Below are 25,771 nucleotides of genomic sequence, written 5' to 3'. Positions count from 1 at the left end.
GCCCGCTCGCTGCTCTGGGCGCCGGCTCCGCGACGCGTGTCGCGGGGCCGGCGCTCGTGTGTCACAGGGGCTGTGCGTCGTTGAGGATTCCGCGGTGGCGTTCCGGGTCCAGGCCTCGTCGCGAGACGACATCGACCTTGCGGCCGAAGAGCTCCTCCATGTCGGACTCGAATCGTGCAAGGTCGAACAGGGAAGCGCCGTCGTCTGGAACGACCAGCAGGTCGATGTCGCTCTCGGGGCCGTCCTCGCCGCGGGCGACGGATCCGAACAGTTCGACGGAGCTGATGCGGTTGGTCTGGGCGAGCCGCTCGATGAGCGAACGTCGACGATGCAGGAGTGTGCGTACGTCCACCAGGGTGTCCGAGGTCTCCGTACGTGCGGTCGCGACGTACCGCCGATAGGGGATGAGCACCGCCTCGGGCTTTCGGTGGGAGCCGATGACGACCGGTTCGGCATCGGCTCCGTTCGCGCGGAAGTCGCGAAGCACGGCGGACAAGTTCGCGCGTGTCTCCGCGACCGGCATCACCTCGAGTGCGCGTGAGTCAGTCGTAGCCATGGCACGAGAATAGAGAATCTGTACAGATTGATGTACCAGTAGTGGGCATCCGCTCGCTCTGGCCGCCGACGGCGGGCGGCGGTACCCTCGGGCGTGTGGACCTCCACCGAGCGGATGCAACCGCCGAGGCGGGCACCGCGCACCCCAGCCACGACGACCGGGCGCACATCGATGCGATCCGGCGGTCGGCGCTGGTGCGCCGCATCCGCGAGTCGGTCATCGGCGACGACCAGGTCGTGCCCGGGCCGTACGGGCCGCGGCGTGTGACGTACGCTGACTACACGGCGTCGGGTCGGGCGCTCACGTTCATCGAGGACTTCGTGCGCGACGAGGTGCTGCCGCGCTACGCGAACACGCACACCGAGTCGAGCGGCACGGGCCTGCAGACGACTCGGTTGCGCGAGGACGCGCGCGCGACGATCCACGACGCCGTGGGCGGCGACGACGACACGGTCGTGATCTTCACCGGCGCCGGGTCGACCGGCGCGATCGACAAGCTGGTGGGGATGCTCGGCCTGCGCGTGGCATCCGCCCTCGACGACCGCTACCACCTCACCGACGCCATCCCGGCCGCCGACCGCCCGGTCGTGTTCATCGGCCCGTTCGAGCACCACTCGAACGAGCTGCCGTGGCGCGAGTCGATCGCCGACGTCGTGACCATCCCGCAGGATGCCGACGGCCACATCGACCAGGAAGCCCTCGAGGCCGAACTGCGCCGCTACGAAGGCCGCCCGCTCAAGATCGGATCGTTCTCCGCGGCGAGCAACGTGACCGGCATCGTGAGCGACACGGCCGGCATCTCGACGCTGCTGCACCGGCACGGCGCCCTGTCGTTCTGGGACTTCGCCGCCGCGGCCCCGTACATCGACGTCGAGATGTACCACGGCCCGCCCGCGCGGGCCCTCTCGGAAGGCGCCTACAAGGACGCGATCTTCCTCAGCCCGCACAAGTTCATCGGCGGGCCGTCGACGCCGGGCGTGCTGGTCGTGCGTCGCGAGCTCGCGACCAACCGGGTGCCCGACGTGCCGGGCGGCGGCACGGTCGCGTTCGTCAACCCGACCGAGCACGAGTACCTCGCCGACGTCGCCCACCGCGAGGAGGGCGGCACGCCGGCGATCGTCGAGTCGATCCGCGCCGGGCTCGTGTTCGGGCTGAAGGACGCGGTCGGCGTGCCTGCGATCCGCGCCCTCGAGGACGACTTCCTGCGCCGCGCGATCGCCGCCTGGCACGACGAGCCCGCGATCGAGGTGCTCGGCAACCTCGACGCCGAGCGCCTGTCGATCGTCTCGTTCGTGGTGCGCGCCCCGAGCGGCCGCTACCTGCACCACAACTTCGTCGTCGCGCTGCTGAACGACCTGTTCGGCATCCAGTCGCGTGGCGGCTGCTCGTGCGCCGGCCCGTACGGCCACGAGCTGCTCGGCATCGACATCGAGCGCTCGCACGAGTTCGAGCGCGAGATCGCCCGCGGCTGCGAGGGCATCAAGCCCGGCTGGGTGCGCATCAACTTCAACTACTTCATCTCCGAGGCCGTGTTCGACTACCTCGTCGAGGCCGTGCGGCTCGTCGCCAGAGACGGCTGGCGGATGCTCCCCGACTACGCCTTCGACCCCGACACCGGCCTCTGGCGCCACCGGCGCGGACCCGCCGAGCCGCCGCTGCGCCTGCGCGAGGTGTCGTACGACGCCGACGGCCGCATGGCGTACCCGCACCACGACGACCGCGCGCCGGAGTCGGCGCTCGCCGGGTACCTCGCCGAGGCGCGGCAGCGCTTCGCGGCCGCGGGCGGCGGGGTGGCCGCCCCGGGGGCGGCCGAGATGACGGATGCCGCTGCGACGACGCATCCGTTCGAAGAGGTGCAGGTGACGGATGCCGCTGAGTTGCCGCACCCGCCCGCCGACGCCGATCGGGCGGACGCCTCACCGGCGACGCTCTCCGCCGACTTCGAGCACCTCCGCTGGTTCGACCTCCCCGCGGTCTGCCTCACCAAGTAGCCGTCAGGCCGTTGGGTCGACCGCCAATCGCAGGTCGGTCTGTCGGAAGTCGTCGCCGATGCAGAGAAGCGGCTCCCCGGTCGAGCGCGCGAGGGCGTAGGCGAAGCAGTCCCCCAGGTTGAGACGGGCGGGGTGCCCGCTGCCCTTCCCGTAGTCGCGGTACGCCGCTCGTGCGATGCGTGCGAGCTCGGCATCGATTGGCACGACCTCGATTCCGGCTTCGGCGACGAGCTCGTCGAAGCGCGCACTCAGCACCGGGTCGCGGTTCGAGTCGATCACGACGGATGCCTCGATGAACGTGCCGGCCGACATCGAGGTACTTGTCGATGACGCGAGTGCGGCGACGCAGGCCGGGGCGGCGGGCTCGTCCCGGAGGATCGCGATGATCGCCGAGGTGTCGACGATCACCGGGGAGTCCGCGGTCGTCGTAGAGCAGGTCGCCGTGGTCGGCGGCGCGCAGGTCGTCGCGCCACCGGCCGGCGGCATCCGCCCCGATGGCGGCGAGGCGCTCGGCCCGTTCCGCGCTGCGGGACTCGTCGGTCGCCTCAGCACGTTCGAGTCGCTCGCGCAGCGCGGTCGTGATCGCCCCGGTGATGCTCTCGCCGGTCGCGGCCGCGAGCCGGCGCGCGAGCTGCTCCGCCTCGGAACTCTTGATGCTCAACGCCATTCCACCATTCTACCGTGCAATGGCTGCCGGTATATACGAACCGACCCCGCCGCGCAGCATCGCGAACCCGAACGCGCGCGCGTTCGGATGGTCCGGCCCGCCGTCGGCGTCGACCAGGCCGAGGCGCGCGAGCATGCGATCGACCCGGGTGCGCCCGAACTCGCTCGACGCGTAGCCCATGCGGCCCGAGGCCCGCGCCTGATCGAACGCGAACCGGCGCACCGGGTGGTCGCCGCACGCGAGGTCGACCGCGCGCTCCGCCACGTCGATGGCGGCGCCGCCCCGATAGGCCGCGCTGCCCATCAACTGCTGCGCGACCTCGTACCAGAGCGCCACCGGGTCGGCCACGAACCGATCGCGCGCCGCGACGAGGGTGAGCAGTCGGCCGCGCTGCGTCCGCACGAGGTGCATGGCCTTGAGGTCGTCGCCGAGTTCGCCCGCGGCCTCGGCATCGATGCCGTCGGGCCCTTCGGCGGCGCGGAGGAACGCCCGGATCTGCGCGGTGCCGCGCTCGACCTCCTCGACGTCGAGCACGGGCGGGTCGAGCGCGCCGAGCTCGACGAGGTCCATGCGCAGCGCGCGTCGCGCGGCCGCGCTCGCGCCGTGGATCGCCTGGTCGAGCGGCTCCCAGCCCGGCGCGGAGGCCGGTCGCGCATGCCGCGGATCCGGCCCGAACCGCACCGCGAACTCGTGCTGCAGCGCGGCGCGTCGCGTCGGGTCGCCGAGTTCGCCGAACTCCGCCTCGGACCCGCTGCGCGGCACCGTGCCCGCGCCGTCGACGAGGACGGCCGCCGGCTCCGAGGCATCCGTCGTCGCCCCATCGCGTACGCCGGCGGTGATGCGGTGGTGCCGGGCGTCGGCCGTCGATGCGAGCCGCGCGTCGCGCGACCGGTACTCGAACTCGAGCGTGCCGCCGAAGCGATCGATCACGTGGTCGATGGTCCACTCCGGCTCGACGCGCGCGGGCCCCGGGTCGGGGTCGTAGGCAGTGCCGTACCGGCAGCTCGAGCACTGGCAGCCCTCGCCGTACCCGCCGTAGTCGTCGACGGCCTCGGGGTGGTGCGGGCGCGCGGGGGTGAGCATGCGCCGGCCCCAGGCATCTGCCTCGCGACCCCACCATGGGGTGTGCCGCGTGCCGAAGCGCCAGCTGCCCGTGCCGGTCCAGCCGAAGGCGAGCAGTATCGCGTCGGCGAGGGTCGCGAGGCCGCGCGAGGCGTCGACGGCGATCTCGCGCCAGGTCGGTTCGTCGGCGTCGAGCAGCTCGACGCGCACGGTGATGCGGGGGCGGGGGAGGGTGTCGGATGCGGGCATGCGACCAGCGTCGCGGGTGCGGCGCCGGGCGGAGCTGCGCGGTCGACCCGACGCCCAGCACGGGGCGGGCACCCGGCTGTGGAGGAAGGGGCGGTGCGAACGGGCGGATGCCCCTGAGCGACGCGGCTCAGCGGCATCCGCCCGCCCCTCACACCATGGACAGCTCGCGCTTCGCCGCCTCGAGCCGGCCGAGCCGCTGCCAGGTGTCGACGACCGTGTCGGGGTTGAGCGAGATCGACGAGATGCCCTGGGCCATGAGCCACTCGGCGAAATCGGGGTGGTCGCTCGGGCCCTGGCCGCAGATGCCGACGTACTTGCCGCGCGAGACGCACGCCTCGATCGCCATGCTGAGCAGCTTCAGCACCGCGGGGTCGCGCTCGTCGAAGACGCGGGCCATCTCGGCCGAGTCGCGGTCGACGCCGAGGGTGAGCTGGGTGAGGTCGTTCGATCCGATCGAGAAGCCGTCGAAGTGGTTGAGGAACTCGTGGGCGAGCACCGCGTTGCTCGGCACCTCGCACATCATCACGACCTGGAGGCCGTTCTCGCCGCGGACGAGCCCGTTCTCGGCGAGGGCCGCGATGACCCCCTCGGCCTCGGCGATGGTGCGCACGAACGGGATCATCAGCTTGATGTTCGTGAGCCCCATCTCGTCGCGGGCGAACTTCAGGGCCTCGCACTCGAGGTCGAAGCACTCGCGGAACGACGGCGCGACGTAGCGCGAGGCGCCGCGGAAGCCGATCATCGGGTTCTCCTCGTCGGGCTCGTAGCGCTCGCCGCCGAGCAGGTTGGCGTACTCGTTCGACTTGAAGTCCGACATGCGCACGATCACCGGGTTCGGGGTGAAGGCGGCCGCGAGCGTCGAGACACCTTCGGCGACGCGCTTGACGAAGAAGTCGCGTGCGCCGGAGTAGGGGGCGATGCGGTGGCGGATCTCCTTCGCGACCTCCGGCGCCTGGTCGTCGACGTCGAGCAGCGCCCGCGGGTGGATGCCGATCTGCCGGTTGATGATGAACTCGAGGCGGGCGAGCCCGATGCCGTCGTTCGGGGTCTGCGCGAAGTTGAACGCCTGCTCCGGGGTGCCGACGTTCATCATCACCGCGGTCGGCAGCTCCGGCAGGTCGCCCATGTCGCTGTACTCCACCTGGAAGTCGAGCACGCCGTCGTACACGAACCCGGTCTCGCCCTCGCCGCAGGAGACGGTGACCTGCTGGCCGTCGACGAGCGCCTGAGTGGCCGTGCCGGTGCCGACGACCGCCGGCACGCCGAGCTCGCGCGCGATGATCGCCGCGTGGCAGGTGCGCCCGCCGCGGTTGGTGACGATGGCGGATGCCGTCTTCATCACCGGCTCCCAGTCGGGGTCGGTCATGTCGGCGACCAGTACATCGCCCGGCTGGAACTCGTGCATCTGCTCGACCGAGGTGAGCACGCGGGCGGCGCCGGTGCCGATCTTGTGGCCGATCGCGCGCCCCTCGGCGACGACCGGGCCGCGCTCGGTCAGGCTGAACCGCTCGGTGCGGCCGGTGCGGCGGGCGACCACGGTCTCGGGGCGCGCCTGCACGATGTAGAGCTTCCCGTCGACGCCGTCCTTCGCCCACTCGATGTCCATCGGGCGGCCGTAGTGCTGCTCGATCGACACGGCGTAGCGGGCGAGCTGCTCGATCTCGGCGTCGTTCAGGCTGAAGCGGCGCGCCTCGGGCTTCGTCACCGGCACGAAGTCGACGGTGCGCCCGACGTGCTGCGACTTCGTGTAGACCATCTTGGTGGCCTTCTCGCCGACGGTGCGCTTCAAGATGGCGGGGCGGCCGGCGTTCAGCGCGGGCTTGTAGACGACGAACTCGTCGGGGTTCACGGCGCCCTGCACGACGCCCTCGCCGAGTCCGTAGGCCGACGTGATGAGCACCGCGTTCTGGAAGCCCGACTCGGTGTCGATGGTGAACATGACGCCCGACGAGGCGAGGTCGCTGCGCACCATCCGCTGGATGCCGACCGACAGGGCGACGTCGAGGTGCGCGAAGCCGTGGTGCACGCGGTACGAGATGGCGCGGTCGTTGTAGAGGGAGGCGTACACCTCGTGCACGGCGCGGAGGATCTGGTCGATGCCGCGGATGTTCAGGAACGTCTCCTGCTGGCCGGCGAAGGAGGCGTCGGGGAGGTCCTCGGCCGTCGCGCTCGAGCGCACGGCCCAGGAGACCGGGTCGTCGGGGTCCTCGCCGTCGGTGAGCGTGGCGTAGGCGTCGCGGATCTCCTGCTCGAGTTCGGCGGGCAGCGGCGTCTCGATGATGTCGGTGCGGATGCTGCGGCCGGCGCGCGCCAGCGCCAGCGTGTCGGAGCTGTCGAGCTCGAGCAGCGTGGCGGCGATGCGGTCCTCGAGGCCGGTCTGGCCGAGGAAGGCGCGGAAGGCGTCGGCCGTGGTGGCGAACCCGCCGGGCACGTTGACGCCCGCGGCGCCGAGATTGTGGATGAGCTCGCCGAGCGAGGCGTTCTTGCCGCCCACCCGTCCGATGTCGTCCATTCCGAGTTCGGAGAGCCAGAGGATGTTGGCCACGGTGGGTGTCCCTTCATGAGGTGGCAGGCACCGGGGGTGTCCGGTCAGTCGAGATTGGCTCATCTCGGGGCGGTTTCGGTGACGGATGCCACGTAAAGAATCGCTGTTCTTGACTGTGAACCGTTGAAATCACTCTCTTGCCGTGCGCCGGGCGCTGAGAACCGCTCGTTGTTTCGTGCGCATGTCGCGAAGCTGGGCGTTCATCGGTGCATCCGCTTCGCCCCTCAGTCAGCTGGGAAGTGCTCTCACCCCCTGAGTTGGGGGGTTTGGGTGCATCCCTCCTCCACATAGCCTCGGGGAAGCTGTTCTTGAAGGGATCCTCACTAACGATGGCGAATGCGAAACCCGGCTGGTACGACGACGGATCTGGAAGACAGCGGTGGTGGAACGGTCTCGCCTGGACCGACGCGTACCTGGACAGTCACGCCGCCGACGTGAACAAGCAACGAAACGCTCGGGGCTTCTGGATCGTCGCCGCGGTGCTGGCGTTCGTCGTCGCGGTGTTGTTCGTCGCGATCGGTGGCCTCGGCGGGTTGCTGATCCTGCTCGGCATCGTCGTCGGCCTCGTGGGCCTCTACGCCCTGGTCCGCGGGTCGGTCCGTGCCCTGAGGATTCGGTCGCGCTCCACCGCGATTCTCGTGCTCGTCGGCGCGCTGGTGTTCTTCAGCGCGGGCGCATCCGTCTCGGCGGCAGATGGACGCGCTCAGACGACCGAGACATCTGACGCTTCGGCCCAGGTGGCTGCGGGGGTCGACGAGACGTCCACGCCGACGCCAACCCCGACGCCAACGCCCGAACCGGTGATCACCACCGAGACGGTTGAAGAGCGTGAAGCCGTCCCGTTCGACAAGAAGCTCGTCGACGACTCGAGCCTCGAGAAGGGGAAGTACGAGATCCGGATCGACGGCAAGAACGGCGAGCGGACGATCACGTACGAGGTGACGTATGAGGACGGTGTCGAGATCAGCCGGGAGCAGATCTCCGACGAGGTGACGATCGAGCCGACCCAGAAGGTCGTGGCGAAGGGCACGTACGTGCCGCCGCCCCCTCCGCCGCCCGCGCCGGCGCCCGCCCCAGCACCGTCGAACGACTGCCATCCCAATTACACGGGGGCATGTGTGCCCATCGCATCTGATGTCGACTGTGCAGGGGGCTCCGGCAATGGACCTGCATACGTCCGCGGGCCAGTGCAGGTCATCGGGCCGGACGTCTACGACCTCGACCGCGACGGCGACGGTTGGGCCTGCGAGTGGTAGGCCTCGGGTAGCCCACTGCGGCAGGGGTGGAAAACCGAACCGACCGGCACGCCCACCCCTGCCACACTTGCCCAATGGCCCAGCCCAACGACCTCATCGCGGTCCTCATCGACGCCGACAACGTCTCGCCTTCGCGCATCGGCGCCGTGCTCACCGAGATCACGCAATTCTGCACGGCGTCGGTCAAACGCGTCTACGGCGACTGGACGAAACCGCAGCTCGGCAGCTGGAAGGCGGCGGCGAGCGAGCACGTGATCCAGCCGATGCAGCAGTTCGCGAACACCGTCGGCAAGAACGCGACCGACAGCGCCCTCATCATCGACGCGATGGACCTGCTCTCCATGGGCCGCTTCCAGGCGTTCTGCATCGTCTCGAGCGACAGCGACTTGAAGAGCGAGTCCGCGATGGCGTCGCGAATCTGACCCAGCCCGAGTTCATCGCGACTCTCGCGGTCGGCGAACAAGCGGATGATGTCGCGCATCCGGCGTTGCTCTTCGCTCGAGGCATCGAGCCAAGCGACCTGTGAGGGCATCAGTCGAGAACCTCCGCTGCCAGGCGTGCCGCTCGTCCCATGTCGCTAGGCGGCGACAGCACTTGCTGCCAGGTAGAGGTCGGTCGGCATCGGTGAATCCAGGCGCCACGTGAACGAGATCGGACGTTCGCCTTCGTGGGAGACGTACTTCGCCGGACCGAGGAACGTGTACGGCGAGGTTCCCAGATCGTTCTTGCCTGCCTCGCGCACGAACAGCAGCACCGTGCTGCCTCGCGCGGCGTGACTGATGTAGCGCTGGCCCGTGGGTGAAGACTCGGACGTCGTGGACTGCGACTCCCAGTGGAACAGCGATGGGCTGATTGCGTAGTCCCGATACAGGGTGGAGGGGGAGTAGTCGGCCTCGGACTTCTTGAGCGTGACAAAGAACGCGTCGCTCTTCCAGCGCTCTGACCAGAGCACGCCTTCTCGAAACTGCGAGGGTGGCTTCGCCAGGGACGCCCAGCTGAGCGCTGAGAGCACTTCCTCTCGCTGGTACTGCGCGTGCGTTCGAAGTGGGGTGCCCTCCATCTCGGAAGGGATGTTGACCACGTGTCGTGATGCGTCCTGCGCGAGCTCGATGACCTCTGCGAGCTCGGCAGCCACGGCGGGTTCCTGGTTCAGAGAAGCGAGGCCTTCGTCGATCGAGTTCCAGCCGCCCCCGGTTGGCCAGAGCGAGTAGAAGAGCATCTCGGCGAATCGTCGCTGAAGCGGGTCGCTGGGAACGTTGGCGGGGTCGCGGAGTATTCGAAGGTATGCCTCCGCGCGCTCAGGGTCGTCCACATGCGCGAGGGCGCGGACGCGTTTGAGCAGAGGAGTTTCGTTTGGGCCTGGGTTCGGAACTTCGAGGCCGGCATCACGCTTGATGGTGGTCCAGGTGCGGGGCTTCCCACTCGATCGCAGGAGATCGCTGAGTTCCAGGTCTTGAGCCGCAAGGAACTCCCTAAGGCTCGTCACGCCGGTCAAGCGGGCGTCGGATGCAAGTTCGCGTGCGTTGAGCGACAGCTGGCGGCGAATACTGTCGAGCACGATGCGGCGGCTGACCCGATCCAGCATGATCTGCGATCCTGCAGGGAGGAAGGGGAACTGCTGCTCGACCTCTCGTTTGAGTGCCCCGCGAGACACGCCGGTCAACGCCCGGAATCGTCGGTCGAATCGGAACTCGGTGCGCTGGTGGCCGACGAAGTCAAGTGCGGTCAGGACCGCTTTCGACGGGTGGTGCCGGAGTCCACGTCCGAGCTGCTGGATGAAGATCGTCGCGCTCTCGGTCGGGCGAAGAAACAGCACGGTGTCGACCTGTGGAATGTCGACGCCCTCATTGAACACGTCGACCGTGAATATCGCGTTCACGTCTCCCTGCTCGAGGTCGCGGACTGCGGCACGGCGCTCGCCCCTTGGAGTGTCTCCGGTCACAGTCACGGACGGTATGCCGGCTTCATTGAAGACCTGTGTCATATAACGCGCGTGCTCAACGCTGACGCAGAAGCCGAGCGCGCGCATCTCACCTACGTCGCCGATCTTGTCGCGTACCTGGCGGAGCACGATCCGTGCGCGGGCATCGTTGCCGGTGTACAGGGCGCTCAAGGCGCTCGTGTCGTATGACCCTCGCTTCCATTCGAGACGCGAGAGGTCCGTGTCATCCGCAATGCCGAAGTAGTGAAACGGCACGAGAAGATCGGCCTTGAGCGCATCCCAGAGCCGGAGCTCCGAGGCGCTTCGTCCCTCGAAGAACGAACGTACGTCGATGCCGTCTGAGCGCTCCGGCGTCGCGGTCAGTCCAAGCAGTTCGGTGGGGCGCAGGTGGTCGATGAGGCGTCGATAGGTCGGTGCCTCGGCGTGGTGAAACTCGTCGATGACGACGACATCGAAGGCGTCTGCGGGCACCTGCTCAATTGCATAGTGCGAAAGCGACTGCACTGAAGCGAAGACATGTTTCCACTGCGTTGGCCGGGCACCGCCGTGGAACTCTTCACCGAAGCTCGCATCCGCGAGCACTTCGCGGTAAGTGCGAAGCGACTGCCGAAGGATCTCTCCACGATGCGCGACGAAGAGCAGCCGGAGATCTGCGCCGGCCTCGGCGACGAGTCGCTTGTAGTCGAGGGCGGCCACCACCGTCTTGCCGGTTCCTGTCGCGGCGATGATGAGGTTTCTGTGCCGATCGTGTGTCTGACGCTCCGCGGCGAGCGACTCCAGCATCTCGGATTGATGCGGATACGGCCGCACATCGAGACCGGAGAGCGAGATCGTTACCCGGTCGGTGGACTTGGTGCCGGATGCCTCGGCAAGCGCGTCTCGGAGACGTTCTTCGTCTCGGTCGGGAACGTACTCCTCAAACGTGGCATCCGACCAGTAGGTATCGAATGTTGCCCGGAACTTCGTGATGAGACTCGGTGTCGCGATTCGCGAGAGTCGCACGTTCCACTCCAGCCCATCGAGCAGGGCTGCGCGTGAGAGGTTTGACGACCCCACGTACGCGGTGTCGAATGTCGAGTCCCGGCGGAACAGCCACGCCTTGGCGTGCAACCGGGTGCGTCGAATGTCGTACTGCACTTTGATCTGGGCGTCGTAGCGCTCCACGAGCGCGCGAAGTGCGAATGGATCGGTCGCGCCGATGTATGTGGTCGTCACGACTCGAAGCGGTGCGCCGCGGTCTTTCAGGCGTTCCAGCGGGTCCTCGAGAATGCGCAGTCCGGGCCACTTCACGAAAGCGCACAGGAGATCGACGTGGTCTGCGCTCTCCAACTCGGCGCGCAATTCGTGCCCCAGTTGCGGCTCGTCGCGTGCGTTCGTCAGAAGGGCCGTCTCGGCAAGCGGGATGGATGGCCGCCGTGCCGAGTACTCGATAACACCGGGGGCGGCACTGTGTGTGATGAAATCCAGCCGCTGCATCCCCGAGTCGATCATCTCTTCGTCGCGGCCGAGTGCGTTGAGCACAGCGTTGGTGATTCGCACGCGATCCTCTGTCGAGCGCGCACCGCTCAGCGCGTGTTCGGCTGCCTGGAGGATGTGCTGCGCGAGAAACGCTGGTTGGTCCGCTTCATCGACATGGCTGAGATCGTGGCGTTGATCTGACAGCTCGTTCAGAGCCTGGCGCAGCCGCACGGTGAGCGGGCTCTCGTACAGGCCGTCGAGCACGTGATCCCCTTCGTCGGTTGCAACTCAGACTGTCATGAGCCGGTGACAGGTCCCATGAATCCGGCGGGGCAAACTGCCCCCAGTTCGTGTGACGTAGTCCTCTCGCTCGCTCAGCGCGAAGACTGGCGAGTGATCGCCAGGACCGCTGGCAGGTCCGGCTCTGCCCACTCAAGAGTTGGGAGCTGTTCCGGACTGAGCCATTCGAGTTGATCGTGGTCGGTGCTCTCCGTTGGGTGGTCGTCGACGAGCGACACCCAATAGGTCGCGAGGTCGATTGTCAGAGCGCCTACCGTTGTGCTGCTTCGATCGATGAGATCTCCAACCTGAACCTCCACGCCAAGCTCCTCGAGCAGTTCGCGCTGGAGTGCAGACTCTGGTCGCTCCCCACTCTCGACCTTGCCGCCCGGGAACTCCCACATGCCGGCGGCCGCCTTGCCCTGTCGGCGGCGGCACGCGAGAACTCTGCCGTCGCTGTGGATCGCGGCGGCGACGACTTCAAGCGCTGCTGGCATGACACAACCGTAGCGAGCCCGATTGCGGGCGAGTGGTCCCAAGGCGGGCATGCCTCTTCCGATGTCGGAGGCTCCCTCTAGCGTTGTGATCTTCGGCTGCGGCTGGAGTCCCCGAGGAGCCTCAGATGAGCTCGGACTCGCACCACGACCTCGCCGCCGACGCGGACCGGCGCCGCGTTCCGGGTGCTCCGCTGCCCCGCGGCATCCGCGATCAGTTCTTCGCCGACGTGCAGGAACACGAGCTGTGGCTGCTGGTGCTCGACGATCGGCTCGACCGTCTCGCCGCGCGCCCGGAGCAGGCGTTCCAGACGTTCCGCCACGACACCGTGCTGTGCGTGCAGACGCTCGCCGCACAGGCGAGCACGCTCGACGCGGCCGGCGCGCTCGACCCGCACCAGCGGCGTCGGGTCGCGGCGCTGCTCACGGTGATGCGGCGGCGGATCGCGTTGCTGGATGAGCGGCGGGCGCAGCGGCAGCGCGGTACGGGGCGGCGGGCGCGGGACGGTCCGGATCGCGGCATGCATCCCCTCGTCCGAATTCCGAGCTAGTGTCCGGTGGCCTGATCAACACGTTTCCCGGTGGTTGGAGAGAAGTGCCGCGGCGCCACCAGTACTGGGGGTCGCGAAAGCCACGCAGCTCTTCCACCCTGGACTCGTCCACGCAGACTCGAAGGAAAGACGAATGACGAACACTAGTGACACGGACAAGGGACCGCAGAGCGCGTGGACCGCAGTCGTGCTGGGGATAGGGCTGATGCTCCTCGGCGGCGTGTTCTACGGCGTGGCGCTGGACTCGTACTCTGTACCTCCGCCCCTGCTGGTGCTCGGCGTGCTTTGCCTTTCCGCCGGCGCGGTCGCGTTCAACCTTGGAGCGCTCTTCCTGATCATCCGTGCCGCGATCATCTCCGCGAAGAAGGCGCTCCCGTAGCGCCGCAGTCCTTCGGCTACCAGCGGTCGCACAGACTCACTGGTCGACTGGCCGGGTCCAGCCCGCGAGGGAACACGAGCACATGGGCCTCTGATTCACACGCACGTGACTCACATCCTGCGACAGCCTGGTGACATAGCTGAGCACCGCCAGCACGCCGCCACCCACTCAGGTCGCCGATCCTGTGCACGACACCGCTGCTACGCTGCGATGCGTGGCGAGTGCAGAGGTTCGAGAGGCGCTTCGGCGCTTCATGGCAGAGCGTAACTGGGAGCAGTTTCACTCTCCCGAGAATCTTGCCAAGAGCATCTCAATTGAGTCCGCAGAGCTTCTTGAGTGCTTCCAGTGGGGCGCTGACGCAGACTCGGCGCGGGTTGCCGAGGAACTTGCGGATGTGCTGACCTACTGCATCTTGCTTGCCGACAAGCTCGGGGTCGACCCCGAACAGATCGTGCTGGACAAGCTTGAGGTCACCCGCGAGAAGTACCCGGCGGACCTCGCCCGCGACCGAAGCACGAAGTATGACCGACTTCAGGATTGAGCATCTTCCGTTTGATCCGGGAGCCCTGAAGAGTTGGGTCGATCCCGAAGGACGACACGCCAACTGGCCCGTGGTCTACACGTTGAGTAATCAACGTGAGATCTACATCGGAGAGACGCTCAACGCGGTTGTTCGCATGCGTCAGCACCTCGACTCACCCGACAAGCAGCGACACCGTCTTCAGGCGATGAGGATCGTCATCGACGAGCGGTTCAACAAGTCGGCATGCCTCGACTTGGAGTCCTACCTCATTCGACTCTTCGCAGCCGACGGGCAGTTCAAGGTGTTGAACCGGAACGAGGGCATCACTGACTCGGACTACTACGACCGTCGTCGCTACCGCGAGTCGTTCGACCAGATCTTCGAGGAACTGCGCGAGCAGGGGATGTTCACGCGAGATCGCGTGCACATCGAGAATAGCGACTTCTTTAAGCTGTCGCCGTTCAAAGCTCTGAACGATGACCAGGCGATCGCCGTCGAGGACATTCTCGAGGGGCTTTTCGAGGACCTTGAGCACGACCGACAGAGCACGATCGTTGTGCAGGGGGATCCGGGCACAGGGAAGACCATCGTCGGGATCTTCTTGATGAAGCTGCTTCGCGACATTCAAGTCGCGAACCCGCACGACAAGCCGGACGCCGACTCGCTCTTCTCGGACTTCTTCGCCGAGGGATACCCCGACCTTCTCCGCGGCTTCAAGATCGGTCTTGTTGTGCCGCAGCAGTCGCTCCGAAAGTCCATCCAGAACGTCTTCAAGAAGACCCCGGCATTGGGCGCCGACCTCGTGTTGACGCCGTTCGAGATCGGCGGAAGCGACGAGCACTTCGATCTCCTCATTGTCGATGAAGCTCACCGGCTGAATCAGCGCGCAAATCAACCCTCGGGGCCCTTGAACAAGCAGTTCGCCGAGAACAACGTGAAGCTGTTCGGCAAGGACGATCTGGCCAAGACGCAACTAGACTGGATCCGCGCGAAGAGCACCCACCAGGTGTTTCTGCTGGATGCGGCGCAGAGCGTTCGGCCAGCAGACCTGCCCGCGCCCGTGCTCGACGCCCTCATTGACGAGACGCGTGGCAGTCACCGGTTCTATCCGCTTGCATCCCAGATGCGTGTCCTCGCAGGGGCCGACTACCTCGACTTCATCAGGAAGATCCTGCAGGCATCGCCGGTGCAGGCTCGAGTATTCGAAGGCTACGAGTTGCGTCTCTTCGACGATGTCGGTGAGATGCATGACGCAATCCGGGATCGTGACAAGGAGTTCGGTCTCGCGCGCTTGGCGGCAGGCTACGCCTGGCCATACCGATCGAAGTCGGACCCCAACGCAATCGACATTGAACTCGACGGTCGTCGGTTGCGCTGGAACAGTACGCAGGTCGACTGGATCAATACGCCCGGATCCCTTGACGAGGTGGGTTCGATTCACACAGTTCAGGGATACGACCTCAACTACGCGGGCGTGATCATCGGGCCCGAACTGCGTTACGACGCGTACGCCGGGCGGATGTACATCGATCGGGACTCCTACTACGACAAGAAAGGCAAGGAGAACAACCCGAAGCTCGGTATCGAGTACTCGGACGAGGATCTGCTGCGCTTCATCACCAACATCTACGGTGTGTTGCTTTCGCGAGGAATGCGAGGCACGTTCGTCTACGCGTGTGATCCGGCGTTGCGGGAGTACCTCCGACGCTTCGTACCCTCGTCAACTGCCTAAGCGCGCCGGTCGACGTCTGCCTTACCGTCAGCAGAACTCGCACTCGCCGCTGACCGGGAGCACCATGGTGCACGTCGGGCAGATCGACTCGACGCGCTCGGGGACGACGACGCGAGGAGTGCGAGGCGCTCGGGTCGCGCCCGAAGCGCGCGACGAGCCGGCGGCACGAGCACGAGCGGCGGTGAGCGGGGTCAGCTCCGCCTCGCCCTTCGAGGTGCGCCAGGAGATGTAGTCGCTGTGGATGAAGGCGGTCGCGTTTCCCTTGCGGGGGACCGCGGCGATGTAGGCGCCAGACGAGGGCACGTAGAACTCGGCGTCGTCGCGGCGGGCGAGGAAGCGGCGGGCGGCGTCGACGTTGCCCAGCGGGAGAGGCCGCGCCTCGAGCGCCTCGTCGAAGGTGAGGAAGGTCTGGCGGGCCTTGCGGTCGTCGATGCCCTCGATCGTGTAGCCGAGTTCGGCGAGGCGGCCGGCGGCGCCGGTGCGGCCGCCGCTGAAGACGTCGGGGCCCGGGGTCACGCCGAACTGGTTGCCGAAGGCGACTCCGAAGATCGCCTTCGAGTCGTAGCGGCCAGACTCGGTCACCAGGAAGTAGTCGCGGGCCTCGCCGAAGCCGTACGTGTGCAGAAAGGCATCCCGGCCGAGGCGATCGAACTCCTCGAGCGCGCGGTCGACGGCGGAACGGTCGGTGAGGTGGGTGTACGAGAACACCCGAGGGACGATACCCGAGCAAGCTGAGCGACACAGGGGCACGGTAGGAAGCGACGGCCCGAGGCGCGCAGAAGGGATGCCGGTGCCGGCACGAGGCATCCGCTGCCCTAGTTCTCGTCGAGCCCGTCGCCCGGGCGGTCGACGACGACGATCTCGCCGAGGCGGACGCGCAGGCGGAAGATCTCGCGCGCGGCATCCGGTGCGATGTCGTCGCGGATCATCTCGAGCAGCGTGATCGCCTCGTACTCGTTGCCCGGGCACTCGGGGTCGGTGCAGCGGCACGGGTAGTTGCGGTCGAGGAACCAGGTGATGCGCTCGAGTGGCAGCTGTCGGTACCTGGCCGGCTGCCCGGCAACCCTCCTCCCATCGAGCGGGGTGCCCCAGGGGAAGAACCGGCCCGCGGCATCCGTCGCGGGCAAGTCGATGGGGGCCGTGCGCCTCCAGAGCACAGAGGAACGACCATGCCCGCAGACGAGTACTTCGAGCACCACCGCGAGCACGAAACGGATGCCTCGGGGCACTGGGTCCCGACCGCCGACGACCCGTGGGGCGGCATGCCCGAACCGCGTCGCCTCGAGTGGTGCCGCGCGCTGCTCGACTTCCCGCCCACGTTCCCGGGGCCGACCATCATGACGTTCGCGGCCGCCCGCATCAGGAGTGGGGGATCGGTGCACATCATCGACTGGACCGCGCAGGCGATGGCGCTGGAGGCGGTGGGATTCGGCCCGGCCGAGTTCATGCTGCTGCGCCTCGCGATCGCCAAGCGCGTCGACGAACTGCGGGCCCGCGACGACGGACGGTTCGTGATCGACACGATGGTGGTCGGCTACCCGTCGCTCACGCTCATCGCCGCGGACTGGGCCGACTGGCTCGAGTTCGTCGCCGCCGGGCTCACGCCGCTGCGCGCCGCCGACCTCGTGATCGACGGCGACCGACGCTCGTGGCCGGGCGGGTTCATCCGCGGGCGTGACGGCACGGATTGGCTCACGGCCTGAAGCGGACTGGTCGACGCCGCGCGGTCGAGCGGGGCACGCCGGTCTCGCGTAGGCACGCATGGCTACACCGTGGCCGGCGGCGCATCCAGTTGTCCACATCCCCAGCTCTGGGGGCACCTGCTCTGGGGCTGTAGATCGCGCGGCGGGTCTCGCACGGTGGAAGGGCGGGCCGGGGGATCCGGCCCGCGTCACGCAACGAAGGAGTTCATGTGAAGACACTCGCGAAGTCGCTGGCCGTGCTCGCCGGCGCCGCAGCGCTCACGCTCGGCGCAGCTGTGCCCGCCCAGGCGTACGTGCCGGACACCGCGGTTCCGGGCCACCAGAAGCGGGAAGGGGGCAAGGTCGTCGGGCACTACACGCTCGAGCAGTACGGCTGCGAGTACGTGGTGAACTACCGCGGCGACTTCGGCGGTGACCCGTACCTGAACGACGGGTGGATCTTCAACAAGGTCACGTGCGACGACGGCGTCTACACGTACCTGATCGTGCACGAGTCCGACCCGCGCTACACCGGTGACCCCGAACTCGCGGTCTGGGGCACGTGGGAGTACGTGACGATCACCGAGTCCGGCGTCGGCAATACGGCGAACCCGCACCGCGTCTCGCTCGACGACGCATAGGCGGCGCACGTCTGCGACGGGGCGTTCCACCTGCGGGTGGGGCGCCCCGTCGGCGTTGGGGCCCGCAGAGAAGTTGGGCCCGCAGAGAACCGAGGGCAGCGGATGCTACCGGTGCACGTGCGCCGGCTCGCCCGTGAGGTTCGTGATGTCGCGCTCGGTCGTGTGCAGGAGGCGCTCGGCGAGGTCGCGCAGCGCGCGGGCGACCGCGAGCTCGTCGCCGATCGCGGGCACGTCCGGGTCGAGCGGATTTCGTGCGGCCTTGCCGCGGCCGGTGACCTCGCGCCCCGCCGGCGTCAGGATGCTGGCGAGCGCGGTCGTGGAGTCCTCTTCTTCGTCGATCTCGACGGTGACGTCCCAGAGCTTCGTCGCGTGCATGGAACTCACCACCTTTCCGTGTGTGTTCCACCTCCAGCGTAGGCGCGTGCGGCGGGCGCGGCCAGCCCGATCGTCTGCCCTCACTCGCGGCCGCCCTCCCGAAAACATGCAGACCTGACCGATCCGCCGCGAAAGCATGCAGACACGCCGCGTTCTCGGCGCGATTGCATGCTTTCGGGAGGCGGGTGTGCGAGGGACCCGGCACATGGTGAGGGCGGCGGATGCCCCGAGGCATCCGCCGCCCTCTACCGCAGGCGCGCGACGGGTCGGCGCCGTCGGACTCAGAGCCCGAAGTGCGACAGGATGCCCGCCACCACCTCGTTGCGCTCCTCGTCGGTCGCGAGCTGCTCGAGGCCGAAGCCGAAGAGCAGCGAGTGGTCGGTCGCGACCACCGCGCCGACAGGAGCGAAGCCCATGCTGCGCTCCCAGTCGCCGAAGTTGGTCGGGCTGCCGGCCGGGGCGCCGAGCACCGACCACGCACCGAGGTCGGTCTCGAAGCCCTCCGCCTCGGTGACCGTATCGACCCCGGTGACGAGCTTGGTGTCGTCGAGCACGACTCCGAGGCCGCCCGTGAGCGGGTCGGTCACGTAGCTCACGACGAGCTCGATCTCTGAGCCCGCGTAGGCCGACAGGTCGAACGAGACCGGCACGAACCCGTCGGAGGATCCGGTCATCGCATTCCACTCGCCGGTGTCGCCGGTCGGGAGGCAGGGGTCGCCGCGGGTGAGGTAGTTCTCCAGGAACGGGTGCTCGTCGAGGAGGAAGTCCTCTTCGCACTCGGTCGGCACCGTGGTCGACGTGTTGCCGTTGCTGTCGGGCAGCGTCGTCCAGTCGTCGGCGCCGACGGTGTGCACCTCGACGATGACGTTGTCGTAGCCCGCCTCGGTGTTGAACCCGATCTGCGCCTCGAAGCGAGGCACGTCGCCCGGGGCGACCGACGTCAGGTCGAACGTGCGGGCCAGCCGCTGGTAGCCGTCGTCGACGTGCGCCGCGAGCGCCAGGTACTCGCCCTCGACCGGCGAGTACGGGTCGGCGTAGGTCGCCACCGCCTCGCTGGCGAAGTCGGGGAAGTCGCTCACCGGCAGCACGTCGCTCGTCGCGACGAACTGCCCCACCTCGTCGACCGGGTTGTCCGCGGTCGCGGGCCCGCCGAACTCGACCGCGAGGCCCTCGAACGGCGACGCGATGCCCGTCGCGCCGGTCTGCCCGCCGGCGTCGAACCGCGAGTACCCGCCCAGCCAGTACTGCGCGAAGTCATCGGCCAGGATGAGGCAGTCGCCGAAGAAGTCGGTCTGCACCACGCAGTCGGCCGTCGGGTCGCCGTTCAGGCCGTAGTAGATGCCGCCCAGCCCGATGTCGTTGATGAAGCCGTACCACTGCGCGGTCTCACCGGCCGTGGCGAGCTTGCCGCCCTCGTTCATGAAGTCGCGCATGGCGAGCGTCAGGTACTGCTGGCGCTCGGCGACCGAGGAGTCGGGCAGCGGGCCGAACGGCGTGAGGGTGATCTCGTCCTCCGGGTCCTGGGTGAGCCGGTTGTCGCCCTGGTACCAGATGGCCCCGTCGAAGTGCGACAGCACGCCGAGCGGATGCGGCACGCCCTGCGCGTCGACATCCCAGACGGCGGATGCCACGCCGTTGGCGGCGAGCGCGTCCACGTGCGCATCGGCGTACTTCGGCGCCGAGACGCCGCTGTACGTCGGGTTCACGCCGGTGTAGTCCTCGTTGGCGAGCACCAGCACCGGGGCATCCGAGTCCTCCTCCAGCACGTAGGTGAAGTGCTCCGACTCGACCGGTCCGGCGTTGCCGGGCCCGACGTCCTTCGCGGTCGCGGTGCCGGTGAACCACACCTCGACCTCGTCGCCCGGGCTCGCGCCCGACACCTCCGCGCGGTACTCGGCGTAGTAGTCGGCGTTCTCGAAGCCGTAGCGCTCGCCACCGGTCCACTCGGTCACCTTCTGGTCGACCGCGTCGCCGCCGTTGATCGAGAACCACATCTTCTTCGCCTTGATCGCGCGCTTCGCGGTCACCGCGACGGTCTGCGGGTCACCGTACGACACGTCGAACGAGTCGACCACGAAGTCGGCCGCGTCGAGGCCGACGACCGACACCGGGTCGTCAGGGTCGAGTGCCGACTCGGCGACCGCGAGCGCAAACGGGATGTTCGCCTCGTACTCCTCCTGGATGAGGCGCTCGTCGTCGGGGAAGTTGAAGCCGCTCTGGCAGGCGCCCGGCTCCCACTCGTCGTCGTCGTACTTGGCCGACGCCACCTCGCAGGTCGACATCTCGGGCGTGAAGCCCAGCGTTCCGAACGCGGCCTGCAGGTGCGTGTCGGTGTCGCCGTTGGTCGTGTACAGCTCGGCCGAGATGTCGGGGTCGTAGCCCGGCACCGCCGGGTTGTCGTCGTCGCCGACCATCGCCTCGTAGATCACGTCGTCGGGCGACGGCGTCGAGACCTGCCAGCCGATGCCGTAGAGCAGCAGCTCGGCGGCCGAGTGGTAGTTGACGAAGAACTCGGGCGTGATGTCCTCGAACAGGCCGATCAGCGCCTGCGTCTCGGGCTCGGACGCCGGCTCCGGCCCGCGGTACGTCTCGCTGGTCGGGTTCGGCGACGAGCCCTCGTTGTCGTAGCCCCAGCGCGTCGGGTAGTTGCGGTTGAGGTCGACGCCGTCACCGGTGGTGATGCCCGGCTGGCCGTTGATCTCGCGCAGGTTCTTGCGCCAGAGCCGGTTCGCCGGGTCCTCGTGGGTGAAGTCGTAGCCGTCGGGGTTCGCGACCGGGATGAACCACATCTCGGTCGTGTTCACCAGTTCGGTGATGCGGGCATCCGTGCCGTAGCCGTTCACGACATCGTCGAGCAGGCGCCGCACCATCTCGGGCGTGATCCACTCGCGTGCGTGCTGCGCGGCGGCGAACACGGTGGTCGGCCGGTCGCCCGGCTTCGCCTTCGCCGGGTTCTTCGTGACCCGCACGGCGGCGATGTCGGTGCCGTTCACCGTCTGCCCGAACACGACGTACTCGGCGATGGTGGGGTTCTCGGATGCCTGCTGCTGCAGCTCCTCCTGGATACCGCCAGCACCGCCATAGGTGCGGAACACGCCCGTCGGCTCGGAGAAGAGCCGCAGCCGCTGCTGCGGTGGCGTCGTCTCCTTCGCGGCGAGGTCGATGCCCTTCGCCGCGAGTTCGTCGGCCTGGCTCGTGCCGAGGATCACCTCGACGTCGACCTCGCCCTCCTCGTCGCCGGGCGACGCGACCACGTCGTGGCGGTCGACCCCGAGCGCGACGATCGCCGCCAGCCCCTTCTGGTCGACCGTGCCGGTGTAGACGGCCGGCAGGTCGTCGTCGGGTGGTGCTGCCACGCTCGGCGCCGCGCTCACCCCCGTGATGACCAGTGCGGATGCGATCACGACGGCGATGCGGCGGAACATGGAACCCCCTTGGTTCGGGCATGAACGGTCGCCATGTTCCTCTTGCGGCGACGCCGAGGTCAAGGGTTCCGCCGGTCGCGCACGGTTTGCGTCGTGCAGCCGGCAGGCGCATGCAGAATCATGCGTCGGGTGGCGAGAACGTGCGCCCGGCGCACCAGGCCGCTCATCTCACCGCCGCGCCGCGAACCGAATCCGACGACCTTTCCGTCGGCGTCTTGACGGAAAAATCGGGCCCTTGTGCAATGACTGTCGAAGCAACTCCGGGCGAGCGCCCCCGGGTATCCGACGCGATGACGATCGGGCCGGGCGCCGCTCGCCCATGGTCACGTGCGCCACCGCGGCGCGCGTGCGGTCGCGCGCCCGCGCGGCGACTTCGATGGAGAAGGAGCACATCTTGCGAAGCAGAACAGCGCACGCCGGGGCGGTGGCCGCGCTCGCGGCGGCCCTCCTGATCGGTGGGGGCCTCCCCGCGATCGCGGGGCCGCCCGAGGCGGCCGCCGCCGAGACGCCAGGCACGTACACCAACCCGGTGAGCGCGGGCGTGGTCGACACGTTCCCCGACCCCGCGATGATCCGTGCCAAGGACGGCGCGTACTACGCCTACGGCACCACCAACCCCATCTTCAACAGCAGCGGCGAGGAGGGCGAGCACATCCTGCCGATCCTCCGCTCGACCGACATGGTCGACTGGGAGTACGTCGGCGACGTGTACCCCGAGGGTGCCGAGCTGCCGTCGTACTGGGCGGGCGGCACGCGCCCGTGGGCCCCCGACATCCGCTACATCGACGGGCGGTACCACCTCACGTACTCGCTCTCGAACGGCGGGGTCGCGCTGCTGACCGCGGAGACGCCGACCGGTCCGTGGACCGACGAGGGCCGCTACTTCGGCGGCGCGCAGGTGGCCGGGTGCCCGACGGGCAACATCGACCAGGCGCTGTTCACCGACACCGACGGCACGCACTACCTGTACTGGGGCAGCTACGACAACATCTGCGTGTCCGAGCTGAACGCCGACGCCACGGAGCTCGTCGGCGAGGTGACGCAGATCGGCCAGGCGCGGCGCATGGAGGGTGGCTTCGTCGTGCAACGCGACGGCTGGTACTACCTCATGTACTCCGACGCCGGATGCTGCGACGGATCATTCAGCGGCTACACCGTCAAGGTCGGGCGCGCCGACAACCCGCGCGGGCCGTTCCTCGACGACCACGGCGTCGACCTGATGACGGCGGGCAGCACGGGCGGCTACGTGCTCGCCTCGAACGGCAACGGCTTCGCCGGGCCGGGGCACAACGCCATCCAGACCGACCTCGCCGGCCAGGACTGGCTGGTCTACCACGCGATCCCGACCGGTGACCCCGACTTCCCGACGGTCGCGACGCGCGCGGGCAACCTCAACCTGTCGAAGCGGCCGCTCATGATCGACCGGCTCGACTGGATCGACGGCTGGCCCGTCGTGAACGCCGGGGCCGGCCCGTCGAGCGGCGAGCAGGTCGCTCCGGTGACCGACGCGATGCTCGGCAGCGCCTTCGAGGGCGGCGTGCCGGGTGACTGGAAGACGCGCGGCGGCGCGACCGCGATGGCGGCCGACGAGGCCGACGCGGGCGGCTTCGCCCGGGTGACGGCGACGGACGCCGGTGCCCTGATCACTCCCGCAAAGGTGACCGGCGACGTGCGCGTGCAGGCCGACCTGCGTCTCACGGCGGACGGCGCCGACGGCGCGGCCGGACTGGTCGCGGGCGCCCGTGGCCAGAACGGGGCGACGGCCTGGATCGACCGCGCGGCGGGCGAGTTCCGCCTCGAGGTGCGGCACGGTGACGTGGTCGCGACCGAAGCGGCGCCGCTGCCCGAGTCGTTCGATTACGGCTCGTGGCATCAGGTGGCGATCGAGTGGCGCGGTGACGCGGTCTCCGCGGAGGTCTCCGCGGACGGCCTGCGCGACCCGCTCGCCGAGGTCGCCGTGACGGCGCCCGAGGACGCCACGTCGAACGGCGCGATCGGCATCGCGGCCGGCGGGGCATCCGTCGACGGCGACAACCTGGCAGCCGCACCGCTCTACGAGCCGGTCACCGAGCGCGTGCCCGACCCGCAGCTCGGCGCGCTGCTGCCCGAGCACTCCGACGAGTTCGACGCCGACGGCGCGCCCGCGACGGGCGACGACGGCTGGACCTGGGTGCGCGAGCCCGCGTCGGCGCCGACCACGAGCGACGGCGAGCTGGTCTGGCCGACGCAGGACGCGGAGCTGTTCCGCACGAACAACTCCGCGTCGGTGCTGCTGCGGGATGCGCCGGAGGGCGACTTCGTGGTGGAGACGAAGCTGACCTTCGACGCCGCACAGGCGGCCCAGCAGGCCGGACTCGTGCTCTACGAGACCGACGACCGCTACGTGAAGCTCACGCACACGGTCCTCCCGCTGAACCGCGTGGGCGGGCAGGTCCTGCACCAGCTCGAGTTCGGCAAGGAGGCGGAGCGGCCGACGACGCCGACGCCGACGATCGTGGCGAACGGTCCGATGTTCGGCGCGGAGGCGGCGGAGACCACGTGGCTGCGGCTGTACGCGCAGGTCGACGAGGCCGCCGACGAGTGGGAGATCCGCATGGCGTCGAGCGTGGACGGCGAGGACTGGCAGTGGGGCGGCGTGTGGACGATGGCCGCACAGGGCGACCTGCGCATCGGGCTCGTCTCGATGAACCGCACGGGCGCCACGGCAGAGTTCGACTACGTGCGCACCTACGACATGGGCGGCGACCCGCGCACCACCCCGGTGAGCTGGCCGATCCCGATGCCGTACGCCACGGCGGACGCGCGCGACGAGCTGCAGCTGCGCGACGACAACTCGATGGTGCTCGACCTGGAGCTGCGCCCGCAGGACGAGGAGCTCGGGCGGGTCTGGATGCGGGACACGTACGTGAACCGCTTCGAGGTCGACGGCGAGACGCTCTACGTCGCCACCGGCACGACACGTCCCGAAGGCCTGGAGAAGGCGGCCCCGTGGAACGACGGCATCTACGTCTGGACCGCGCCGGCGCTCGAGGGCCCGTGGACGCTCGCCGACACCACCGGCATCCGCTCGGACCACCAGAAGGGCAAGGTCTGGTCGCCGGAGTTCGTCGACGAGAACACGGCCGATCGCACGGTGGTGGCCGACTGGCAGGCGTGGAAGAACCCGGACGACCCGGCCGCGCGCGCGGGCAACGCCTGGGCGCCGGAGCTGCACTACATCGACGGCGACTGGTACCTCGTGGCGTGCATGGGCGACCAGAGCACGCTCACCGGCTCGTTCATCCTGAAGAGCGAGGGCGGGCCCGAGGGGCCGTACCGCAACATCGAGGCGAACATCGACCACCCGCTGGGTGAGCCGGTGCGCGCGAACAACCCGCAGAAGTACCACATCGACGGCGGGCTGTTCGATGACGGCGACACGACGTACCTCGTGCTGCACAACGACCTCTACTCCGAGATGTCGGACGACATGGAGACGCTCGTCACGCCGACGGACCTGCCGACGTTCACCCAGACCGCGTACTCGCCGGAGCCGTACCTCGAGGGCGCGACCGTCACGAAGGTCGACGGGCGGTACTACCTGATGCACGCCGTCTGGGCGCTGCAGTCGGGGTCGGGTGAGAACGCGAGCTGGTCGTACCTCGGCGGCTCGGGGAGCAAGCACCAGTACGACGCGATCGTCGCCGTGTCCGACTCGTTCGAGGGCCCGTACACCGCGCGCTACACGCTCGGCGTCGGTGCGGGGCACAACAACATGTTCATCGACGAGGACGGCACCGCGTGGGCCACGTTCTTCCGGAACCCGGCTTCCGGGTACTGGGCGGATGCCTCGCGGCTGGACGAATCCGCGGTGCCCGGCGTGGTGCGGCTGGAGCAGTCCGGGCCGACCGGGGCGATGCTGACGGTCGCCCGGCCGGGGAGCTGAGCGCGCGCACGCCGCTCGCGCGACGGGGCGTCCACCTGC

The 25,771-nt window shown here is 68.5% G+C and carries 19 protein-coding genes, 2 pseudogenes and 1 riboswitch; of the genes and pseudogenes, 10 read left to right on the top strand and 11 right to left on the bottom strand.

Annotated features, from left to right (window positions below; genetic code table 11):
* Positions 1 to 61: 61 nt before the first annotated feature.
* Positions 62 to 523 carry a nucleotidyltransferase domain-containing protein gene (locus QUE38_RS05305; RefSeq protein WP_286310562.1) on the bottom strand — a complete coding sequence of 154 codons (462 nt, stop codon included), beginning with the start codon at positions 521 to 523 and terminating at the stop codon, positions 62 to 64.
* 128 nt (positions 524 to 651) lie between these two features.
* On the opposite strand from QUE38_RS05305, the gene QUE38_RS05300 reads away from it, so the two are divergent.
* Positions 652 to 2,547 carry an aminotransferase class V-fold PLP-dependent enzyme gene (locus QUE38_RS05300; RefSeq protein ID WP_286310561.1) on the top strand — a complete coding sequence of 632 codons (1,896 nt, stop codon included), beginning with the start codon at positions 652 to 654 and terminating at the stop codon, positions 2,545 to 2,547.
* A 3-nt stretch (positions 2,548 to 2,550) separates the two neighbouring features.
* On the opposite strand, the gene QUE38_RS05295 is transcribed toward QUE38_RS05300, so the two are convergent.
* The 4 genes and pseudogenes from QUE38_RS05295 to ppsA form a co-directional block, all read right to left on the bottom strand.
* Complete coding sequence (locus tag QUE38_RS05295; protein WP_286310560.1) at positions 2,551 to 2,955, bottom strand: type II toxin-antitoxin system VapC family toxin; 405 nt, start codon at positions 2,953 to 2,955, stop codon at positions 2,551 to 2,553.
* Between the two features lie 61 nt (positions 2,956 to 3,016).
* Positions 3,017 to 3,214, bottom strand: a pseudogene (locus tag QUE38_RS05290) (type II toxin-antitoxin system VapB family antitoxin); the annotation flags it as partial.
* 9 nt (positions 3,215 to 3,223) lie between these two features.
* A complete protein-coding gene (locus QUE38_RS05285; RefSeq protein WP_286310559.1) occupies positions 3,224 to 4,525 on the bottom strand; it encodes an IS1096 element passenger TnpR family protein in 1,302 nt (433 codons plus the stop codon).
* Positions 4,526 to 4,673: 148 nt separating this feature from the next.
* Positions 4,674 to 7,037, bottom strand: a complete 2,364-nt coding sequence (gene ppsA, locus QUE38_RS05280) for a phosphoenolpyruvate synthase (RefSeq protein ID WP_286311662.1) — start codon at positions 7,035 to 7,037, stop codon at positions 4,674 to 4,676.
* Positions 7,038 to 7,399: 362 nt separating this feature from the next.
* Here ppsA and QUE38_RS05275 point away from each other — a divergent pair, with 362 nt between their 5' ends.
* Together QUE38_RS05275 and QUE38_RS05270 are read left to right on the top strand one after the other, a co-directional pair.
* The gene (locus tag QUE38_RS05275) at positions 7,400 to 8,326 is read left to right on the top strand and encodes a G5 domain-containing protein (protein ID WP_286310558.1); all 927 of its coding nucleotides are present in this window, start codon (positions 7,400 to 7,402) and stop codon (positions 8,324 to 8,326) included.
* A 74-nt stretch (positions 8,327 to 8,400) separates the two neighbouring features.
* A complete protein-coding gene (locus QUE38_RS05270; protein ID WP_286310557.1) occupies positions 8,401 to 8,748 on the top strand; it encodes an NYN domain-containing protein in 348 nt (115 codons plus the stop codon).
* A 14-nt stretch (positions 8,749 to 8,762) separates the two neighbouring features.
* On the opposite strand, the pseudogene QUE38_RS17450 reads toward QUE38_RS05270, so the two are convergent.
* From QUE38_RS17450 to QUE38_RS05260, 3 genes and pseudogenes are all read right to left on the bottom strand, one after another.
* A pseudogene (locus QUE38_RS17450) lies at positions 8,763 to 8,807 on the bottom strand (hypothetical protein); the annotation flags it as partial.
* A gap of 96 nt (positions 8,808 to 8,903) precedes the next feature.
* Positions 8,904 to 11,990 (bottom strand): DUF3427 domain-containing protein, encoded by a 3,087-nt coding sequence (locus QUE38_RS05265; RefSeq protein ID WP_286310556.1) that lies wholly within the window; start codon positions 11,988 to 11,990, stop codon positions 8,904 to 8,906.
* A gap of 110 nt (positions 11,991 to 12,100) precedes the next feature.
* Complete coding sequence (locus QUE38_RS05260; protein WP_286310555.1) at positions 12,101 to 12,502, bottom strand: (deoxy)nucleoside triphosphate pyrophosphohydrolase; 402 nt, start codon at positions 12,500 to 12,502, stop codon at positions 12,101 to 12,103.
* Positions 12,503 to 12,627: 125 nt separating this feature from the next.
* Between QUE38_RS05260 and QUE38_RS05255 the strand changes: the two genes are divergently transcribed.
* The 4 genes from QUE38_RS05255 (at position 12,628) to QUE38_RS05240 (ending at position 15,684) form a co-directional block, all read left to right on the top strand.
* On the top strand, positions 12,628 to 13,050 hold the full coding sequence (locus QUE38_RS05255; protein ID WP_286310554.1) for a hypothetical protein: 423 nt from the start codon (positions 12,628 to 12,630) through the stop codon (positions 13,048 to 13,050).
* A gap of 133 nt (positions 13,051 to 13,183) precedes the next feature.
* A complete protein-coding gene (locus tag QUE38_RS05250) occupies positions 13,184 to 13,429 on the top strand; it encodes a hypothetical protein (RefSeq protein WP_286310553.1) in 246 nt (81 codons plus the stop codon).
* A 253-nt stretch (positions 13,430 to 13,682) separates the two neighbouring features.
* Positions 13,683 to 13,970, top strand: coding sequence for a nucleotide pyrophosphohydrolase (locus tag QUE38_RS05245; protein WP_433996967.1), 288 nt, complete (start codon positions 13,683 to 13,685; stop codon positions 13,968 to 13,970).
* Positions 13,951 to 15,684: a DNA/RNA helicase domain-containing protein gene (locus QUE38_RS05240; RefSeq protein ID WP_286310551.1), complete on the top strand. Its 1,734-nt coding sequence runs from the start codon at positions 13,951 to 13,953 to the stop codon at positions 15,682 to 15,684. Before QUE38_RS05245 ends, QUE38_RS05240 begins: the two co-directional genes overlap by 20 nt.
* 27 nt (positions 15,685 to 15,711) lie before the next feature.
* Here the strand turns inward: QUE38_RS05240 and QUE38_RS05235 are convergent, their stop codons facing one another.
* Positions 15,712 to 16,392 carry a hypothetical protein gene (locus QUE38_RS05235; RefSeq protein WP_286310550.1) on the bottom strand — a complete coding sequence of 227 codons (681 nt, stop codon included), beginning with the start codon at positions 16,390 to 16,392 and terminating at the stop codon, positions 15,712 to 15,714.
* A 313-nt stretch (positions 16,393 to 16,705) separates the two neighbouring features.
* Positions 16,706 to 16,820: riboswitch (SAM riboswitch) on the top strand.
* Positions 16,821 to 16,853: 33 nt separating this feature from the next.
* Between QUE38_RS05235 and QUE38_RS05230 the strand changes: the two genes are divergently transcribed.
* Both QUE38_RS05230 and QUE38_RS05225 read left to right on the top strand, forming a co-directional pair.
* Complete coding sequence (locus QUE38_RS05230; RefSeq protein ID WP_286310549.1) at positions 16,854 to 17,387, top strand: hypothetical protein; 534 nt, start codon at positions 16,854 to 16,856, stop codon at positions 17,385 to 17,387.
* 209 nt (positions 17,388 to 17,596) lie between these two features.
* Entirely contained in the window at positions 17,597 to 18,007 is a 411-nt protein-coding gene (locus QUE38_RS05225) for a hypothetical protein (RefSeq protein WP_286310548.1), read from the top strand.
* Positions 18,008 to 18,112: 105 nt separating this feature from the next.
* Here QUE38_RS05225 and QUE38_RS05220 read toward each other — a convergent pair whose 3' ends face one another.
* The gene (locus tag QUE38_RS05220) at positions 18,113 to 18,382 is read right to left on the bottom strand and encodes a DUF1876 domain-containing protein (RefSeq protein ID WP_286310547.1); all 270 of its coding nucleotides are present in this window, start codon (positions 18,380 to 18,382) and stop codon (positions 18,113 to 18,115) included.
* A 281-nt stretch (positions 18,383 to 18,663) separates the two neighbouring features.
* Positions 18,664 to 21,807 (bottom strand): M14 family metallopeptidase, encoded by a 3,144-nt coding sequence (locus QUE38_RS05215; RefSeq protein ID WP_286310546.1) that lies wholly within the window; start codon positions 21,805 to 21,807, stop codon positions 18,664 to 18,666.
* Between the two features lie 394 nt (positions 21,808 to 22,201).
* Between QUE38_RS05215 and QUE38_RS05210 the strand changes: the two genes are divergently transcribed.
* Entirely contained in the window at positions 22,202 to 25,732 is a 3,531-nt protein-coding gene (locus QUE38_RS05210; RefSeq protein ID WP_286310545.1) for a family 43 glycosylhydrolase, read from the top strand.
* Positions 25,733 to 25,771: the final 39 nt, after the last annotated feature.

This window comes from Agromyces mangrovi (genome assembly GCF_030296695.1).
GTDB lineage: Bacteria > Actinomycetota > Actinomycetes > Actinomycetales > Microbacteriaceae > Agromyces > Agromyces mangrovi.
The sequence above is the reverse complement of the archived record's forward strand: the minus strand, read 5'-3'. Positions and strand labels throughout refer to the sequence as shown.

What these genes read in the sequence shown, in the direction of transcription:
- QUE38_RS05305 (WP_286310562.1), bottom strand. Translation starts at nt 523, where the DNA reads ATGCCGGTCGCGGAGACACGCGCGAACTTGTCCGCCGTGCTTCGCGAC.
- QUE38_RS05285 (WP_286310559.1), bottom strand. Translation starts at nt 4,525, where the DNA reads ATGCCCGCATCCGACACCCTCCCCCGCCCCCGCATCACCGTGCGCGTC.
- ppsA (WP_286311662.1), bottom strand. Translation starts at nt 7,037, where the DNA reads ATGGACGACATCGGACGGGTGGGCGGCAAGAACGCCTCGCTCGGCGAG.
- QUE38_RS05275 (WP_286310558.1), top strand. Translation starts at nt 7,400, where the DNA reads ATGGCGAATGCGAAACCCGGCTGGTACGACGACGGATCTGGAAGACAG.
- QUE38_RS05270 (WP_286310557.1), top strand. Translation starts at nt 8,401, where the DNA reads ATGGCCCAGCCCAACGACCTCATCGCGGTCCTCATCGACGCCGACAAC.
- QUE38_RS05260 (WP_286310555.1), bottom strand. Translation starts at nt 12,502, where the DNA reads ATGCCAGCAGCGCTTGAAGTCGTCGCCGCCGCGATCCACAGCGACGGC.
- QUE38_RS05255 (WP_286310554.1), top strand. Translation starts at nt 12,628, where the DNA reads ATGAGCTCGGACTCGCACCACGACCTCGCCGCCGACGCGGACCGGCGC.
- QUE38_RS05250 (WP_286310553.1), top strand. Translation starts at nt 13,184, where the DNA reads ATGACGAACACTAGTGACACGGACAAGGGACCGCAGAGCGCGTGGACC.
- QUE38_RS05245 (WP_433996967.1), top strand. Translation starts at nt 13,683, where the DNA reads ATGGCAGAGCGTAACTGGGAGCAGTTTCACTCTCCCGAGAATCTTGCC.
- QUE38_RS05240 (WP_286310551.1), top strand. Translation starts at nt 13,951, where the DNA reads ATGACCGACTTCAGGATTGAGCATCTTCCGTTTGATCCGGGAGCCCTG.
- QUE38_RS05230 (WP_286310549.1), top strand. Translation starts at nt 16,854, where the DNA reads ATGCCCGCAGACGAGTACTTCGAGCACCACCGCGAGCACGAAACGGAT.
- QUE38_RS05220 (WP_286310547.1), bottom strand. Translation starts at nt 18,382, where the DNA reads ATGCACGCGACGAAGCTCTGGGACGTCACCGTCGAGATCGACGAAGAA.
- QUE38_RS05215 (WP_286310546.1), bottom strand. Translation starts at nt 21,807, where the DNA reads ATGTTCCGCCGCATCGCCGTCGTGATCGCATCCGCACTGGTCATCACG.